Here is a 17,602-nt window from a genome sequence, read left to right on the forward strand (position 1 = left end):
ACTTTTTCATGTTCAGAAATATAATACCTTATTCTTTTTATAGAATTAGCTCTTCTACGTTGTTTTCTAAACTGTCTTCTTTGTCTATAATTAGCAATTTTTTTTGAAATAAAGTTGAGTAGCATAATTTCAAAAATTTAAGTTTTGATTGTGTATTGCAAATCTCAAGAAATAAAGTGAAAAAACGTTAGGTATAGATACCCTAATTAAATAAGTGTTTGTTCTTTAAAACCCATGTTAGCAAAGAGCCAGTATCATGAGGTAAATCTAATTTTAGTATTATTTTACTTCTATGCTTTTCTACAGTTCTAGAAGAAATAAACAACAAGCGTCCAATTTCTTTATTTGTTTTGTGCTGAGAAATTAGTTTTAAAATTCTTTTTTCTGAAAGTGTTAAATCTTTTAATATTTGTTTAGATTCCTCTGTAAAACCTATATGTTTTTTTAGTTTCTCACTAAAATAAGGGATGTTTTCAGAAACAGATTCTATACAATTCTCAATTTCATCTAAAGCAAATTCTTTTAAGATGTAACCATAAACACCAATTTTTTTAGCCATTAAATACAAATCAATTTCTTTGTAGAGTGTAATTAGAACAATTTTAGTTTCAATTTTATTTTTTTTACACTCTTTGGCTATTTCTATTCCTGTTTTTAGTGGCATTTGCACATCTAAAATGGCAATATCTGGTTTGTTTTTTGTAATAAAATTTAAAGCACTTTGTCCATCTGTAGCTTTTCCAACCACTTTAAACTGTTTTTCAAGCAATAGATCTTCTAATCCTTTTAACAATATAGGATGATCATCTGCAATAAAAATTTTTAAATTTTTCAAACTAATGGAAATTGAATAGTAAAAGTGGTTCCTTTATCTTTTTCAGAATCGATTTTCAAAGTTCCTTTTAAAAATTTAACACGCTCTTTAATTGTTTTTAAACCCAAACTTTTAAAGTCGTTATATTTTTCAGAAAAATCAAAACCAATTCCATTGTCTTTAATCGTTAAAATAATATTTTTCTTGTTGTTTATTAAGGTTATTTTAGTAGAATCTGCTTTTGCATGCTTAATAATATTAGACAAACACTCTTGTACAATTCTAAAAAGATTTACTTCTTGAACTGTTTCTAATAAACCTTCTATATTATCTATATCTCCAAATATAAAGATGTCTTTATAGTTTTCATCTAATTGAGTAATTAAATTTTCTAAAGCTCTAGAAATACCAATTTCTTCTAACTGAAAAGGATGTAAAACTCTAGAAATACTTCTCATTTCTTCTATAGCGTTGTTAACCAATTCTTTGGTTTTAGAGTCGTCTTTTAAAGAAACTTTATTTTTAATAAGCAATAAACTTTGCCCTAAACTATCATGCAAATCTTTAGAAATTCTTTTACGTTCTTCTTCTTGAGAAATTAATAGTTTTTGTGAGTATTCTTCTTGCATTTTTCTCTTCTTTTCTGATAGAACCTTATTTCTATACAAGTAAATCAATGTAAAAAGAAAAACCAAACCTAAGCCACCAAATAATAATAATCTTTGTTTTGCTTTGTTTTCTTTATCTAAAATTTCTATAGATGCTTTTTGTGCATTAATTTCTTTCTCTTTTTTTTCGGTTTCATATAATGTTTGATAATAAGAAAACGCATTTGTTTTAGAGACACTAAAAATAGAGTCTTTAATTTTGCTGTATTTTTGATAAAAACGTAAAGAGTTTTTATCATTTCCAATGCTTGAGTAAATATCGGAAAGTAATTCGCTGCTATACATCATAGAAGTTACACTTGCAGTTTTTTTGGCAATATTATAAGAATCGTTAGCTAATTTTATGGCAATATTATATTTTTTTAATTTAAAATAATATCTGGCTTTTGCCCTTAAGTATTCTGAGGCATAAATACTTTGCTTATTAATTTTTTGATAAGCATTTTCAGCTTCATCTAAAAATTTTTTTGCTTTTGGTAAATTATTTTGAAGAGAATAGAAGCTAGAAATTGTACTCTTTAATATAAGCAAATGATTTTGATTTACTTCACCTTCACCTAATTTAGATACAATCTCGTTAGATTTTAATAGAGATTGTTCTTGCAGTTTGGTGCTATCAAGTTTTTTATAGTTTAAAGATTGATTGTAATAGTCTAGATAAAGTCCAGAAGTATAGTTCTCGTTTATTTTTTTCTGTATTAATTTTTCTCTCTCATCAATGGTTTTTTTGTCAAAACCATTAACACCATACACACTAATAATACTTGCTTTTGTATAAAAATAATATTGTTTGTCTCCAATATTTTCGTAATATTTAGACGCTAATTGGTAGTCTTGAATTGCATTTAAATAATTACCATTACTAAACTTTTGATTTCCTCTAAAATAAATGGCGTCTGCTATATATGCAGAATCTTTGTTAGAATAATTTTCTATTGCTTTTGTATAATTTTCTATAGATTTTTCATACTCTTTGGTACCAGAATAAGAAGCTGCTTTTTTTACATAAAAACCACCAATAAGATAAGAATCAGTTATTTTATCTTTATATTTTTCTACTTTCTCAATTAGTTTAAGAGCTCTTTTTTTTTGATTTAATCTGTTGTTAACATTGTAAAAACCTCTAATAGTAAATTCAAAAGCTTCGTCATATTTACCAAGTTCTATTGCTAGATCTACATATTTTTCTAGTCTATCAGCAAATTTATTTAAATCTTTTTGCTCTCTATGATTATAAATTAAACTATCTAAAGAGGCCAGTTTTAGCTCTTTATTTTTAGTGGTATCAATAATTTTTTGAAAGTATGCCTCTTTTTTTTGAGCATAAAAATGTCCGCTAAAAAATATTAAAAAAAGAAATAATCTAATTTTTTTCATTTTGGTTGGTTGAAATACAAATATCTATAAAATACGTGTAAATACCATCGTATTAATACCCAAATATGAAAAATTGTAAAATATAAAAGCTTAATAATCTATGAGTTAATGTTGTTTTTTGTTGTCATAAGCAACAAACATATTTATCCAAAGAATTCTAGATAAACGTAAATTAACAGGAGCTAAAACAAACAAAGCTATAATAATAAATACAAAACTTTGTACTAAAGTAAGGTTGAAAATAAGTTTACTAACTATAAATATAATGATAGACAAAGCTACTGTTATACCGTAATTTACATACATGGCACCATAAAAAAAAGAAGGTTCTAACATGTATTTTAAATTACAGTTTGGGCAATTATCATGTAGTTTTGTAATTTTAGAAGGGTTAAAAGTAAAATTATATTTAAAAAAATTACCTTCTTGGCACTTAGGACATTTTCCTTTAAAAACACTGTAAAATTTAGATCCCTTTTTAAGCATTTGTAACTGCTTTTTTTTAGTTAGTTTTGCAGACCACAAATTTACATAATATAAATGTTAAACGTACATAATTTAACGGTTTCCTTTATGGGAACAGATCTGTTTTCTGGCATTACATTTAAACTAAATAAAGGAGATAGAATTGGTTTAATTGGTAAAAACGGTGCAGGAAAATCTACACTCTTAAAAGTGCTTTCTAAAGACATAGAAAGTAGTGGAGGAACAATGGCATTTGATAAAGATGTAAAAATTGGTTTTTTAAGACAAGATATAGATTTTGTACAAGGAAGAACTATTTTAGAAGAAGCTTACCAAGCTTTTGAAGAAATAAAAGCAATAGAATTAGAACTAGATACAATAAACGAGCAATTAGCTACAAGAACAGATTATGAAAGTGAAGGTTATACACAATTAATTCATGATTTAACAGATAAAACAGAACGTTACGAACTTTTAGGAGGTTATAATTATCAAGGAGATACAGAGAAAATTTTACAAGGTTTAGGTTTTCAAAGAGAAGATTTTGACAAGCTTACAGATACCTTTTCTGGTGGATGGAGAATGCGTATAGAATTGGCAAAATTACTTTTACAAAATAATGATATTTTACTTTTAGATGAGCCTACAAACCACTTAGATATCGAATCTATTATATGGTTAGAAAACTTCTTAAAATCTTACGCAGGTGCAATTGTATTGGTTTCTCATGATAAAATGTTTTTAGATAATGTAACCAACAGAACTATAGAAATTTCTTTAGGTCAGATTTACGATTACAAAAAGCCTTATTCTCAATTCTTGTTATTAAGAGGAGAAATCAAAGAAAAACAATTGCAGGCTCAGAAAAATCAAGAAAAAGAAATCAAACAAAAACAACATTTAATTAATAAATTTAAAGCAAAAGCTAGTAAAGCATCTATGGCACAATCTTTAATGAAGCAATTGGATAAAGTTGAGTTGATTGAAGTAGATCAAGATGATAATGCAGCTATGAATGTGCGTTTCGCCATTTCTAAAGAACCTGGTAAAATTATTGTAGAAGCAGAAAATCTTTGTAAAAGTTATGGAGATAAACATGTTTTAGAAGGTGTAGATTTATTGATAGAAAGGAATAGCAAAATTGCATTTGTTGGGCAAAATGGACAAGGAAAATCTACTTTAGCTAAAATGATGGTGGGAGAAATTCCTTTTGAAGGGCATTTAAAACTCGGTCATAATGTAGAAGTTGGGTATTTTGCTCAGAATCAATCAGAATATTTACCACCAGAAAAAACGGTTCTGGAAATTATGGAAGATGCAGCTACAGACTCTAACAGAATGCGTGTTAGAGACATGTTGGGTTCTTTTTTATTTGGTGGAGATGCTGTAGATAAAAAAGCGAAAGTACTTTCTGGAGGAGAAAGAAACAGGTTAGCGCTTTGTAAATTATTGCTACAACCATTTAATGTGCTTATTATGGATGAGCCTACAAACCACTTAGACATTGCATCTAAAACAGTTTTAAAAGAAGCTTTAAATAATTTTAATGGAACTTTAATTGTTGTTTCTCATGATAGAGAGTTTTTACAAGGATTAACAACCACTGTGTATGGCTTTAAAGACAAAGAAATTAAAGAATATTTAGGTGATATAGACTATTTTTTAGAGCAACATAAAATGGAAAGTTTGCGAGAAGCAGAAAAGAAAACGGTTGTAAAAGTTGAGAAAGATACTTCTAAAAAAGAAGCACATAAACTTTCTAGAGAGCAAGAAAAGGAATTAAAAAAACTTAATAATAAACTGTCTAATATAGAAACTGAAATTGCAGACTTAGAAAAAGAAATTGAAAAAATAGACTTAGAATTGGCTGAAAATTATGATGAAGTTGCTGCAAGACCTAATTTTTTTGAGAAATACAAAGCTAAAAAAGCAAAGCTAGATACACTTATGGAAGAATGGGAAAAAGTAGAAGATTTGGTTTCTAGTTTTTCTTAATGTTCGCTAACGGTTTTGTATATAATTAATGGCGTGTTTAAGCTTCTAATTTAGTAAACAAAAACTTGCCAGAGAAAATTCCGAAGGAATTTTCCAAATAAGCACTTGCCATAGCAATTAATTATAAACGGTGTTGGCAGTAGTGTTTTTTATAAGTCTTCTACTAATTCAATATTATTCCCACAGGTATCGTTAAATACTGCATATTTCCACGTTCCCATTTTTGATGGTTTTATGCTGAATTCTACTCCAAGTTTTGTCAATTTTTCATATTCCGTATCAACATTTTCAACATTGAATTGAGTGTGTGGAATTCCAGCTTCCATCAGTGCATCTTGATAGATTTTACAAGGTTCAAAATGATTTGGTCCTGGTTCTAATAATAATTCTGGTCCGTCTTGAGCTTCTTTTGAAACTAAAGTTACCCATCTATTTCCGCCTTCTAATGGTTTGTCTTTCTTTATTATGAAACCAAGTATTTCCGTATAAAATTTTAATGCTTTTTCTTGGTCTCGAACGGGAATGCTAATTAGTGTTACTTTCATCTTTGATATTTTTTATTGTTTTTCAAAGTTGAGAACTTTTGATATTATTTACTTCTTGAAAGTTGCTCATTTCGAAATTCACTTGGTGATTTTCCTGTTTTAGTTTTAAATAAAGTACTAAAGGAACCTAAACTTTCAAATCCAACAGCAAAACAGGTTTCAGTTACCGATATTCCATTTTTTAGATGTTCTTTAGATTTTTCAATCCTCTTGTCTATTAAGTATTGTCTTGGTGTTTGACCATAATGTTTTTTAAATAAGCGTAATAAATGGAACTTGGAAATAAAGCGTAAATGAGATAATAAATCCAAATTCAAATCAGAGTCATAGTTGTTATCAATATAATTCCGAACACCAATTACAGTTTCTATTTGCTCTTTGTTTGAGTAAATAATATTGTTAATTCTATTTATTTCTCTTTCGTAAGATGTCATTATTTCGTTTTCCTACATTACTGCCAACTCTAATGATAAGGTGAGTTTTAATTCACTTTATGATGAGTTAGCGAAGTTATATTTTTATAACGAGAAAATCAATAGGTATTTGTACCTAAGCAAAACAAAAAAACCATCTGAAAAATCAGATGGCTTTAGTTTTTTTTAAAAAGCAGAAAAATTACTCAGCATCTTGCTCTAACAAATCAAAGAATTGATTTAATTTAGGCATGATAATAATTTTTGTTCTTCTGTTTTTTGCCATATTTTCTGGACTGTCATTGGCAACTAAAGGAACATATTGGCTTCTACCAGCAGCAATTAACCTTTGTGGCTTAACACCAAATTTGTATTGTAAAATTCTTGTAATAGAAGTTGCTCTCATTGCAGACAAATCCCAGTTGTCTTGTAAAAATTCAGTTTTAATAGATTTAGAATCTGTATGACCTTCAATCATAACTTCCATCTTTGGTTGGTCGTTAATTACTTTTGCAATTTTTTCTAAAACAGTATATGCATTTTCAGTTACGTTGTAACTTCCACTTTTAAATAATAATTTATCAGAAATAGAGATAAAAACAACCGTTTTTTCAACATTTACTTCTATATCTTTATCTTGTATACCTTCTGTTAAGTTTTTAGTTAAGTGGTATTTAATAGCTAAGTTTAACGAGTCTTTTTGAGTCATCGCTTTTCTTACTCCATTAATATACTTATCTTTTTCACTTAGTTGAGAAATAACATTTTTAATGTTATCTGAAGAAGACTGTGTTAAAACAGTTAAATTTTCAACTTGTTTTAAAGCTTGTTTTTTGTCTTGCTTTAAATATTTTACTTGTTCCTCAAGAGCAAAGACTCTAGTGTCTTCTTTCTCTTTTTCAATTAAACATTTTTGTAAGTTGGTTTTAACTGCAAGCAACTCTGCTTCTGTTTTTTCGTGTTTTTGTTCTAAAGCAGCATATTCTTTTTTAGAAACACAAGAACTTATTAAAATTGTTAACAATAATACAAGTGATACTTTTTTCATTTTTATTAAAAATTAAATTCAGTTCACAAATTTAACAAAATGTATTAACAAAAGTGGTAAATAGCTTTTTTTTATGAAAACTTTATGCACTATTTTTGTTTTATGATTAAAAAGATAACCATATCTGTTTTAAAAGTTATTTTTCTTACTTTTTTATTAGCTTTATTTAGTTGTAAAAAAGAAATAAAGTTAAATGATTATACTTTAAAAGGAAATGTTTTTGGAACCACTTATAAAATTACTTATTTACAAGCAACAAAGAATTATCAAAAATCTATAGACAGCCTATTTAATTTGGTAAATAAATCTTTATCTACCTATATTTCTGAGTCTTATATTTCTAAAATTAACAAAGGAGATTCTTCTGTTATTGTAGATGATTTGTTTGTAGAGGTCTTTCAAAAATCAAAAAAAATTTACAAAGAAACCAATGGTTATTTAGATCCAACTGTAGGTAATTTAGTAAATGCTTGGGGCTTTGGACCTAAAAGAGAAAAAAATAACTTGACAGATGCACAAGTTAAAGAGCAGATGAAGCTTGTGGGTTTTGATATGGTTACTCTTAAGAATAACAAAATTTATAAAAAGTATAATACTATTTATTTAGACTTTAATTCTATAGCCAAAGGATTTGGTTTAGATGTTATTGCCAGATTTTTTGATGATAAAAAGATACACAATTATTTGGTAGAAATAGGAGGAGAGATAAGAGCAAAAGGCAAAAAACAAGAAGATAGACCTTGGCTTATTAAATTGGTAGATCCACTTAAATCTGATACTAATAATGGTTTTAAAACAATAAATCTTTCAAATAAATCTATGGCTACTTCTGGTAATTACAGAAAATTTAGAGTAACCAAAGAGGGTAAAAAGTTTGTGCATACTATTAATCCAAAAACAGGTTATGCTACAGAAAGCAATTTGCTAAGTGCTTCTGTTATAGCTAATTTAGATTGCGCAGATGTAGATGCTTATGCAACTACTTTTATGGCTATGGGTTTAGAAAAAACAAAGCTTTTTTTAGAAAAGCATAAAAATTTAAAAGTCATATTATTATATATTGATAAAAGTGGAGATTTACAAGAATATACCAATTATACCTATAAGTGAGTAGAATAATACATTGTATAATCACTAATTTTGTTATATTGCAATCCCTACTTATTAAAAACAACTAATTTTTACTATGAAGAAAATATTACTTGCATTTTTATGTTTGCTTTTTTTTAATATAACTATAACCAATGGGCAATCTAAAAATGAAATTGCTGGTGTTTATATAAAAAGAGCAGAAAAAGCCATAGAAGAAAGTATCGATTTTAAAGAAGCCAAAGTACTTTTCGAAAAAGGAATGAAGTATATGGATACCATAACAGATTCTAAAATTGCTAGATTAGGTACAGAAATATATTTTGAATTGGGGGAGTATAAACTTTCTAAAAAATATTCTAAACAATATTTTTTACTTGCAAAAAATAGAAAATCTGAAGAGTACGAAAATCAATTAGAATTGTCTGTAACCATAGATGAGGAGATAGAATTGCAAGAAGCAGAAGAAAAAAGGTTAGAAGAAGAACGTATTAAAAAAGAGAAAGAACTTAAAAGAATAGATTCTTTAAAAACTGTATGGCAAAATACCTCTGACGCACTTTCTTTAAAACTAGACTCCATATATAATTTTAATAAAAATAATTTAGCCTTATTTAAAGATAAAGGAAAGTTTGGAGTCATAAACGATAAAGGAGAAATTATTGTTAATGCAGACGAATATCCAGTAGCAATACAATATGATGGTTTTATTTTAATGCAAAACAAACAAACTGAACCAACAAAAATTTACTGTTTTAACACCAATAATAAAACAGGTTTTTTATTGCCAAATCTATCAGACATAAACCCACTATCTACCCATTATGGAAAAGTAATGTTGCCTAGAGGAAATGGACGTTTAGTAACCTATCCAAATAATTCTTATGCGCCTTTTGTGTACGATTTAAATCTTAAAAAAACGATTAAAATTGCTAATGAACAAGAGTTGTTAAAATCTTTAAAAAAGTCTGATAAAATTGATAAATACAACAAAGATGGCGAAGTTAAAATAAATAAAGTTTGGTATAGTTTTGGCGGACATTTAGGAGGTGGCATTCATCCTTTGTTTGGAGAAGAAACGTATGATTTAAAGGGATTTTTGTGCTCTATAGATGGTAAATTTATAGAGGCTTCTAAATACCAATATATTGGTGCTTTTCATAATAATAAATTTCAGGCAATTTCTGGAACTGAAGTGGTTTGGATAAATCAAAACGGAACAAAAGTTTCTGATGCAAAAGATGAATCTGGTTCTTATAAAGGGTTGTCTAAAGTAACAAAATTAGAGAATGGCGCTTATCAGATTGAGCAAGATGGAGTTATTATTTTAGGATCTGAAAAGTTAGAAAAACTACCTGTTTTTTTAAGAAACAACTCTAAAGAATAATTATTTCTTATAACATACAGGAAGAATTTCATTCTTCATCAAACAAAATCGTTCTAGTTTTTCTGGAGCGATTTTTTTTGTATAATCTATTTCATCTACTTGAAAACCAACAGCACGAAGTTTGTCAAAATAATCTCTACCATAAACTCTTACATGGTCATATTGCCCGAAAATTTTGGCTCTTTCTTTTTTGTCTGTGATAGAATCATCTTCAAAAGTGGTTGCTCTTGATAAGTCTTGTGGAATTTGAAAAATACCAAAACCACCTTTTTTCATCACTCTAAATAATTCTTGCATTGCTTTTGTATCATCTGGTATATGTTCTAAAACATGATTGCAAAAGATGATATCAAAAGAATTATCATCAAAAGGTAAATTACAGATATCCGCTTTTACATCTGCAATTGGAGATTCTAAATCTGATGTGATATATTCTAAATTTTTTTGTTTCCTAAAAATATCTAAAAAACATTGTTCTGGTGCAATGTGTAGGGTTTTTAGTTTTTTTGTTGATGTAAAAAAATCTGTTTCATCTTTTAAAAAAAGCCACATTAAACGATGTCTCTCTAAAGATAGTGTTGAAGGAGAAAGTGCATTTTCTCTTTGTTTTCCATATCCATAAGGTAAAAATTTACGAAAAGATTTTCCATCTATAGGATCTGTAAATTTATCGCCTTTTAAAGACATTGCAATTATTGGGCGAACTAAGTAACTCACCTTAATTAACCAAGGTCTTGGTATAGTGTTTAATATGGATTTAAATATAGACACAAATTAAGAGTTTACTCTAAATTCATCTTCTTCATTAGTTTCTATACCTAAAGCTTCATGAACGTATTTAAAGGTAGATAGTAGTTCTGGTTTTCCATTAACAATAGCAACATCATGTTCAAAATGGGCAGAAGGTTTGTTGTCTAGAGTAGTAATTGTCCAGCCATCTGCATGTTGTCTTATTTTGTGAGTTCCAAGGTTTGTCATTGGTTCTATAGCAACTACCATTCCTTCTACAAATTTTTTTCCTCTTCCTCTTTTACCGTAATTTGGCATTTCTGGATCTTCATGCATTTCTCTTCCCAAACCATGACCTACCAATTCTCTTACAACACCATAACCATGGTCTTCTGTAAATTTTTGAATTGCAAAACCAACATCGCCAACTCTATTTCCTGCTTTAAATTCGCGAATACCTACATACAAACTTTGTCTAGTTACATCTAAAAGTTTTTTGGTTTCTGGTTCAATTTCTCCAACAGCAAAAGTATATGCATGATCTCCATAAAAACCGTTTTTTTTAGCACCACAATCTATAGAAATAATATCTCCTTCTTTTAGTGGTTCTTTATTTGGAATTCCGTGAACAACTTGAGAGTTTGGACTCATACAAAGTGTATTAGGAAAATCGTACAGTCCTAAAAAACCAGGAATTGCACCTTCTGCTCTAATAAAATCTTCTGCAAGTTTGTCTAAAAACAATGTAGTAACACCAGGTTTTACTTCTTTAGCAAGCATACCTAATGTTTTAGAAACGATTAATGCACTTTCGCGCATAATTTCTATTTCTTCTCTGGTTTTAATTTTAATCATATTAAAAAAATTGAACCGCAAAGTTACTATATTTATATTACTAAATTAAGTAGGAATTATTTGAAAAAAGAAAAGAATCCTTTTTTCTTTTTTACTGGAGGTTCGTGGTTAAAGATAAGTTTGTAAATAGCTGTCCAACCTAAAAAACCACCCACATTTCTATCGTCTATAAATACGTCTGCATGAATTTTACGACTATATTTTTCGTCGTAATTTTCTTCTGGAAAATTTTTATTTACAGCATAGAATTCCAATCCGTTTTCTTTGCAAAAAGCAACAGCTTCTTCTAATTTTTCACTACTTCTATAAGTCCATAAAATTAAACGATGTCCTTGAGACTGAAGTTTTTTTAAAGTCTCGAAAGCAAAAATCATTGGTTTCCCAATTTTTGGATATGCATCTTCTACTATAGTACCATCAAAATCGACAGCAATAATTAAAGGATTATTGGGCAACATTAATTTCTATCGTAAGAATGTTTGTAAGGAGATCCAGAAACAATTTTTACCATATCTTTTTCTAAAGATTCTCTAGCATACTCTACATATCTACCAATTTCTTTTCCGTTTTTATAAAAGATAAATGTTGGTACTCTTTTTATGTCTAGACCTTCTTGTAAGTTATCTGGAGTTTTTTTGCTCCTGTTTACAGTTATCAGCTCTAACTTATTAAAGTTAAAATTTGCTTGCTCTAAAATTTTGTAAAAATGAGGAGTTTCTCTTTTGCTATCTCCACACCAAGTTCCCATAAAACCTTTTATAGTAACTCCTTTTAATTCTTTTTTTAGTGTTGCGATTGATTCTGGGTTAGGCTTGTAAGCTTCAAATTTTTGGTCAAACCAAGATTTATATGGAGCTTGATTGAAAGATTCTTTGTTAGCAAAACCCACCAAATCTCCTGTTTTATTTTTTTCTGCAGTAACTTTTTGTTGTGCATTACAAGATGATAAAACAATTATAAAAGCAAGTAAAAAAAGTTTTTTCATTATCAGTATTTTTTTAATTATAATAAAGAATGTTGTGTCATTTCTTTAGGTTGTTCTACACCCATTAAATCTAAAATGGTAGGTGCAATATCGCCCAATATACCACTTTTTATCGATTTTATTTCTTTATCAATTAAAATGAAAGGGACAGGGTTTGTAGTATGTGCTGTATGTGGAGAACCATCAGGATTCATCATTGTTTCGCAATTTCCATGATCTGCTATTAATAAAATTGAGTAGCCATTGTCTAAACCAGTTTCTATAACAGCTTTTGCACATTCATCTACAGCTTCGCAAGCCTTTATAGCAGCTTGCATAATACCTGTATGCCCAACCATATCTCCATTTGCAAAATTTAAACATACAAAATCTGCTTCCCCTTTTTCTAAATCTTCACACAAGGCATCTTTTAGTTCATAGGCAGACATTTCTGGTTTTAAATCGTAAGTGGCTACTTTTGGAGAATTTCGTAAAATTCTAGACTCGCCTTTAAAAGGAGTTTCTTGTCCTCCAGAAAAGAAAAAAGTTACGTGAGGATATTTTTCTGTTTCAGCAATTCTGATTTGTTTTTTTCCAGCATTTGCCAGAACTTCTCCTAAAGTATTTTTAATATTATCGTTGTTATAAATAACGTTTATTTTTGTAAAAGTATCGTCATATAATGTCATTGTAGTGTAATACAGGTCTAGTTTTTTCATTCCAAACTCTGGAAAATCATTTTGACACAATGCATTTGTTAATTCTCTACCTCTGTCTGTTCTATAATTAAAAAATATTACAGCATCTCCTTCTTTTATTTTTGATTTTGGCAAACCATCTTTATTTGTAACTATAATTGGTTTATGAAATTCGTCTGTTAATCCATCTTTATAATTTGCATTCATTGTTGCAATTATGTCTGTGGTTTTTACACCAACACCATTTACAATACCATCATAAGCTTCTTTAACACGTTCCCATCTATTATCTCTATCCATTGCATAATAACGACCAGTAACAGTCGCTAATTCTCCAGTAGTTTCTTTCATATAATTTTGAATATCATTAATGAAAAAAGTACCAGATTTTGGGTCGCAATCTCTACCATCTGTAAAAGCATGTAAGAATACATTTTCTACATTATTTTCTTTTGCCACATCTAAAATTCCTTTTAAATGGTCTATGTGAGCATGAATACCACCATTTGAAACCAACCCTAGTAAATGAACATTTTTGTTGTTTTCTTTTGCATATTTAAATGTATCTAACAACACTTTTTCATTACCTAAAGTCTTTTCTTTGACAGCTTTATTAATACGCGCTAAGTTTTGATACACAATTCTACCAGCACCTAAATTCATGTGGCCAACTTCAGAGTTTCCCATTTGTCCTTCTGGTAATCCCACATGCTCTCCATCTGTTCTTAATTCTGCATTCGGATATTTGTCGTATAAACTATTAATGTAAGGCGTTTTTGCGTTGTAAATTGCAGATACTTTTGGGTCTTGCGTAATTCCCCAACCATCTAAAATCATTAATATAACTTTCTTGCTCATTTTCTTAAATTATACAGTAAAAGTAATAAATATTTTAGCTGTTTTTTTAATTTTTTACGAAACCGATAGCGTAAAGGATAACTGCTAATAAAATAATTATTACAAATACTTTCCGAAAGAAAATGATATTATTTTCTTTCTGCATTTTTTCTCGAAGTTTTGCAATTTCTTCTGGAGTTGCTTTGTTTTTAAAATACAATTTGCTTTTGGTACTTTTCTTATAATCTTTTATTTTATCAAAAGTAGAAACACGCGACCTTTTATTCGCTTTTAAGCTTGTAATCATGTGTGCAATAAAACCTTCTCCTGGCATAATAGAAAATATAAGAGTTATTTATAAGTATTAAAAAATATAAAAATGTTACAAAAATTGATTTTTACCATTACAATCAATTCTTAATTTTTTAAGGAATTATTATAAAGGCAGAAAAAGAAACTTTTGACTGTTAAAAAATATTAAATCAGTATTTTAATGTGTAATTTTGTAAGAATATTATAATTATGTGTTATGGATGCTCATTTTGAATTGAACAATGTTACCAAGAAACTTCCGAAACATTTGCACAAGTTTGTGGTACAACAGCCTTATGAAGAATATACAGCGCAAAACCAGGCTGTTTGGAGATATGTGATGAAAATGAATGTAAATTATTTGAGCACAGTTGCCCATAAATCGTACGTAACAGGATTAGAAAAAACAGGTATTTCTATTGATAAAATTCCTTATATGGAAGGCATGAACCGTATTTTAAAAGATATTGGTTGGGCTGCAGTTTCTGTAGATGGTTTTATTCCACCAAATGCTTTTATGGAGTTTCAAGCTTACAATGTTTTAGTCATTGCTTCAGATATGAGAACTATAGATCATATAGAATATACACCAGCACCAGATATTATTCATGAAGCAGCAGGACATGCACCTATAATTGCAAATCCAGAATATTCTGAATATTTAAGAAGATTTGGAGAAATTGGTAGTAAAGCAATTTCATCTGCAAAAGATTATGAAATGTATGAGGCAATACGTCTTTTATCTATTTTAAAAGAAAACCCAAATTCTTCTGCAAAAGATATTGAAGCTGCGCAAGAAAAGGTTACATATCTTCAAAATAATATGGGAGAATTGTCTGAAATGGCTCAAATAAGAAATTTGCATTGGTGGACAGTAGAATATGGCTTAATTGGTACATTAGAAAAACCTAAAATTTATGGTGCAGGTTTATTATCATCTATTGGAGAGAGTAAATGGTGTATGCAAGATGAAGTGAAAAAAGTTAGCTATTCTATTGATGCAGCAAATGTGAATTTTGATATTACAAAACCACAACCACAATTATTTGTAACACCAGATTTTGCGTATTTAAGTTTGGTTTTAGATGAATTTGCAAATACAATGGCTTTAAGAAAAGGTGGTTTAAATGGTGTTCAGAAATTAATAGACTCAGAAAATTTAGGTACAATAGAGCTTACAACAGGAATTCAAATTTCTGGTATTTTTACAAAAGTAATTCAGCATAAAAATAACAAGGTTGCTTATTTCCAAACTACAGGTGCAACTGCTTTAGCAAATAGAGATAAAGAATTAATTGGACATGGAATTACACGTCATCCTAATGGTTTTGGAAGTCCAGTTGGTAAATTAAAAGGAATTAATTTGCCTATAGAAGATATGAGTCCTAGAGATTTAAAGGCTTATGGTATTTATGAAGGCGAATTTATGACTCTTGAATTTGAAAGTGGGGTTGTTATTAAAGGAAGAGCAATAACAGGAACAAGAGATTTAAGAGGTAAAATTTTAATTATTTCTTTAGAAGATTGCACTGTAACTTATAAGGATGAAGTTTTATTTAAACCAGAATGGGGTTTATATGATATGGCAATTGGTAAAGAGGTTGTTTCTGCGTATTCTGGACCCGCAGATGTAGATTCTTTTTTAACTTTAGGTAAAGTATCTGAAACCAAAACACAAAAAATAATTTATTCTAGTAATCAAATAGAACTTTATAAATTATACGCAGATGTTAGAAGTATGCGTGAAAAAGAAAATGTATCTCATAAAAAAATAACAGAAATTTTTAATCAGTTAAAAACGCACTTTCAAGCAGATTGGTTATTGTTATTAGAATTATATGAATTAGCTTTGCAGGAAAATTTTTCTATTAAATCTGATATTTTATCAAGATTAGAAGAGTTAAAAGAGCATAAAAACTACACAAAGTTAATTGAAAACGGATTGGATTTGTGTCATCAAAACAGTAAAAAATAATGGGGTTATTTGGGATGTTTAGTCAAAAAGATAAATCTGAAGAAATTAAACAATACTTGGAAAAAGGAGCTGTAATTTTAGATGTAAGAACTAAAGATGAGTGGGAAGAAGCTCATATAAATGGAGCAGAACACATTGTTTTAAATTTAATTCCTTTAGAAATAGAACAAATAAAATCTTGGAATAAGCCAGTGATTGCAGTTTGTAGAAGTGGTGGTAGAAGTGGACAAGCATCGCAATTTCTTGCTCAAAATGGTGTTGATGTAATTAATGGTGGTCCTTGGCAAAATGTAAGTCAATATTTAGAAGAATAACATCTATATTACGTTCTTAATTTGTCTTGATTTCTAGCTATTGCAATAAATGTTGCTATTTTTCTAATCAAAGCAAAAGTTAATCCTAACATTGCTCCTACAAAAATGCCCATGGTTAAAGGATCAAAGTGATGACCAGTAATCAGGTATTTTAAATAGAATACTACAGCACCAATAATAATAGAAATTAAGAAAATTTGTAATTTTGATGTAGAAAGATGTGAGTAAAAACCACACAAAACTCCAGTAATAATTGATGTAGCCGTTATTTTACTAAAAAATAATTCTGAAAATTCTGGGTTGTTAAATAAAAATAAAGAAGTTACACAAACTCCTATAATACTTCCCATAATTATACCAACACTTATTTTTAAAACCATTTTTGCAGAGGGGAGATTGTACTTTATAAAGTTACAATTTTTATTTTATATCATTTTATAAAAAATAAATACTTAGATTAAATTTTGTTTTTGTGCTTTCATAACAGCTTCCATTTTGCTGTGTACTTGTAATTTTTTGTAAATATTTTCTATATGTTTTCTAACTGTAGATGGAGAAATGATAAGATTTTCTGAGATAACATTATAATTTAAACCTTTGCTAAGCTGAACTAAAATTTCTGTTTCTCTTTTAGATAATTTTATAGTTTCTGTCTCTGTAGTTTCTACATCTAAAGTCTTAGGATTGCGTAATAAGTTTAAAGTTTTAAGAGCGATACTTGGTGTCATAGGAGCACCACCTTTTGTAACTTCTAAAATACTTTTGTAAAGGTTTTCTGCATCTATTTCTTTTAATAAATAACCATTTGCACCTGCTTTTATAGCTTTAAAAATATAATCATCATCATCTAAAACTGTTAGCATTATTATTTTAATTTGAGGGTATTTATTTTTAACCAACTCTGTAGCTTTTACGCCATCCATTTCTGGCATCTGTATATCCATTAAAATAACATCTATATTGTGGTTGTCTTCTAATTTACCAATTAATTCAGCACCATTATTGGCATGAAATTTCACGGAAATATCATCAAAAAAAGAAAGTTTTTCTTTAATAGCTTTTACTAAAAAGTAGTTGTCTTCTGCAATGCAAATTTTTAAATTCATTCTGTTGGTTC

General features: G+C 28.5%; 19 protein-coding genes. 5 read left to right on the top strand and 14 right to left on the bottom strand.

Features of this window, described 5'->3' with window-relative positions; translation table 11 throughout:
* Window positions 1-202: 202 nt before the first annotated feature.
* The 3 genes from ACY2RW_RS10080 to ACY2RW_RS10090 all read right to left on the bottom strand — a co-directional run bounded on the left by ACY2RW_RS10080 (window position 203) and on the right by ACY2RW_RS10090 (window position 3,345).
* The gene (locus tag ACY2RW_RS10080; RefSeq protein ID WP_490122598.1) at window positions 203-835 is read right to left on the bottom strand and encodes a response regulator; all 633 of its coding nucleotides are present in this window, start codon (window positions 833-835) and stop codon (window positions 203-205) included.
* Entirely contained in the window at window positions 832-2,859 is a 2,028-nt protein-coding gene (locus ACY2RW_RS10085) for an ATP-binding protein (RefSeq protein WP_490122599.1), read from the bottom strand. The genes ACY2RW_RS10080 and ACY2RW_RS10085 overlap by 4 nt, the downstream gene beginning before the upstream one ends.
* 105 nt (window positions 2,860-2,964) lie before the next feature.
* Complete coding sequence (locus tag ACY2RW_RS10090; protein ID WP_490122600.1) at window positions 2,965-3,345, bottom strand: DUF983 domain-containing protein; 381 nt, start codon at window positions 3,343-3,345, stop codon at window positions 2,965-2,967.
* 54 nt (window positions 3,346-3,399) lie between these two features.
* Here ACY2RW_RS10090 and ACY2RW_RS10095 point away from each other — a divergent pair, with 54 nt between their 5' ends.
* Window positions 3,400-5,319 carry an ABC-F family ATP-binding cassette domain-containing protein gene (locus tag ACY2RW_RS10095; protein WP_490122601.1) on the top strand — a complete coding sequence of 640 codons (1,920 nt, stop codon included), beginning with the start codon at window positions 3,400-3,402 and terminating at the stop codon, window positions 5,317-5,319.
* Between the two features lie 149 nt (window positions 5,320-5,468).
* On the opposite strand, the gene ACY2RW_RS10100 is transcribed toward ACY2RW_RS10095, so the two are convergent.
* The 3 genes from ACY2RW_RS10100 to ACY2RW_RS10110 all read right to left on the bottom strand — a co-directional run bounded on the left by ACY2RW_RS10100 (window position 5,469) and on the right by ACY2RW_RS10110 (window position 7,325).
* Window positions 5,469-5,864, bottom strand: coding sequence for a VOC family protein (locus ACY2RW_RS10100; RefSeq protein ID WP_490122602.1), 396 nt, complete (start codon window positions 5,862-5,864; stop codon window positions 5,469-5,471).
* 44 nt (window positions 5,865-5,908) lie between these two features.
* Window positions 5,909-6,298, bottom strand: a complete 390-nt coding sequence (locus ACY2RW_RS10105) for a helix-turn-helix domain-containing protein (RefSeq protein ID WP_490122603.1) — start codon at window positions 6,296-6,298, stop codon at window positions 5,909-5,911.
* A 181-nt stretch (window positions 6,299-6,479) separates the two neighbouring features.
* Window positions 6,480-7,325 carry an OmpA/MotB family protein gene (locus tag ACY2RW_RS10110; RefSeq protein WP_490122604.1) on the bottom strand — a complete coding sequence of 282 codons (846 nt, stop codon included), beginning with the start codon at window positions 7,323-7,325 and terminating at the stop codon, window positions 6,480-6,482.
* Between the two features lie 102 nt (window positions 7,326-7,427).
* Here ACY2RW_RS10110 and ACY2RW_RS10115 point away from each other — a divergent pair, with 102 nt between their 5' ends.
* Both ACY2RW_RS10115 and ACY2RW_RS10120 read left to right on the top strand, forming a co-directional pair.
* Window positions 7,428-8,435, top strand: a complete 1,008-nt coding sequence (locus ACY2RW_RS10115; protein ID WP_490122605.1) for an FAD:protein FMN transferase — start codon at window positions 7,428-7,430, stop codon at window positions 8,433-8,435.
* 76 nt (window positions 8,436-8,511) lie between these two features.
* Complete coding sequence (locus ACY2RW_RS10120; RefSeq protein ID WP_490122606.1) at window positions 8,512-9,801, top strand: hypothetical protein; 1,290 nt, start codon at window positions 8,512-8,514, stop codon at window positions 9,799-9,801.
* Here the strand turns inward: ACY2RW_RS10120 and ACY2RW_RS10125 are convergent, their stop codons facing one another.
* From ACY2RW_RS10125 to ACY2RW_RS10150, 6 genes are read right to left on the bottom strand one after another with little or no spacing between them, the layout of a single operon-like run.
* The gene (locus ACY2RW_RS10125) at window positions 9,802-10,572 is read right to left on the bottom strand and encodes a class I SAM-dependent methyltransferase (protein ID WP_490122607.1); all 771 of its coding nucleotides are present in this window, start codon (window positions 10,570-10,572) and stop codon (window positions 9,802-9,804) included.
* Window positions 10,573-10,575: 3 nt separating this feature from the next.
* The gene (gene map / locus ACY2RW_RS10130; RefSeq protein ID WP_490122608.1) at window positions 10,576-11,385 is read right to left on the bottom strand and encodes a type I methionyl aminopeptidase; all 810 of its coding nucleotides are present in this window, start codon (window positions 11,383-11,385) and stop codon (window positions 10,576-10,578) included.
* A 56-nt stretch (window positions 11,386-11,441) separates the two neighbouring features.
* On the bottom strand, window positions 11,442-11,843 hold the full coding sequence (locus ACY2RW_RS10135; protein WP_490122609.1) for a BT0820 family HAD-type phosphatase: 402 nt from the start codon (window positions 11,841-11,843) through the stop codon (window positions 11,442-11,444).
* Window positions 11,843-12,370, bottom strand: a complete 528-nt coding sequence (locus tag ACY2RW_RS10140; RefSeq protein WP_490122610.1) for a thioredoxin family protein — start codon at window positions 12,368-12,370, stop codon at window positions 11,843-11,845. Before ACY2RW_RS10140 ends, ACY2RW_RS10135 begins: the two co-directional genes overlap by 1 nt.
* Window positions 12,371-12,387: 17 nt before the next feature.
* Window positions 12,388-13,905, bottom strand: a complete 1,518-nt coding sequence (gpmI, locus tag ACY2RW_RS10145) for a 2,3-bisphosphoglycerate-independent phosphoglycerate mutase (RefSeq protein WP_490122611.1) — start codon at window positions 13,903-13,905, stop codon at window positions 12,388-12,390.
* 46 nt (window positions 13,906-13,951) lie between these two features.
* On the bottom strand, window positions 13,952-14,218 hold the full coding sequence (locus ACY2RW_RS10150) for a hypothetical protein (RefSeq protein ID WP_490122612.1): 267 nt from the start codon (window positions 14,216-14,218) through the stop codon (window positions 13,952-13,954).
* Window positions 14,219-14,413: 195 nt separating this feature from the next.
* Between ACY2RW_RS10150 and ACY2RW_RS10155 the strand changes: the two genes are divergently transcribed.
* Window positions 14,414-16,171 (top strand): aromatic amino acid hydroxylase, encoded by a 1,758-nt coding sequence (locus tag ACY2RW_RS10155; RefSeq protein ID WP_490122613.1) that lies wholly within the window; start codon window positions 14,414-14,416, stop codon window positions 16,169-16,171.
* A complete protein-coding gene (locus tag ACY2RW_RS10160) occupies window positions 16,171-16,485 on the top strand; it encodes a rhodanese-like domain-containing protein (protein ID WP_490122614.1) in 315 nt (104 codons plus the stop codon). The genes ACY2RW_RS10155 and ACY2RW_RS10160 overlap by 1 nt, the downstream gene beginning before the upstream one ends.
* Before the next feature lie 8 nt (window positions 16,486-16,493).
* Here ACY2RW_RS10160 and ACY2RW_RS10165 read toward each other — a convergent pair whose 3' ends face one another.
* Both ACY2RW_RS10165 and ACY2RW_RS10170 read right to left on the bottom strand, forming a co-directional pair.
* Window positions 16,494-16,865: a hypothetical protein gene (locus ACY2RW_RS10165; RefSeq protein ID WP_490122615.1), complete on the bottom strand. Its 372-nt coding sequence runs from the start codon at window positions 16,863-16,865 to the stop codon at window positions 16,494-16,496.
* Between the two features lie 72 nt (window positions 16,866-16,937).
* On the bottom strand, window positions 16,938-17,591 hold the full coding sequence (locus ACY2RW_RS10170) for a response regulator (RefSeq protein WP_490122616.1): 654 nt from the start codon (window positions 17,589-17,591) through the stop codon (window positions 16,938-16,940).
* Between the last annotated feature and the right edge of the window lie 11 nt (window positions 17,592-17,602).

The organism is Polaribacter sp. 2305UL8-11, assembly GCF_058147165.1.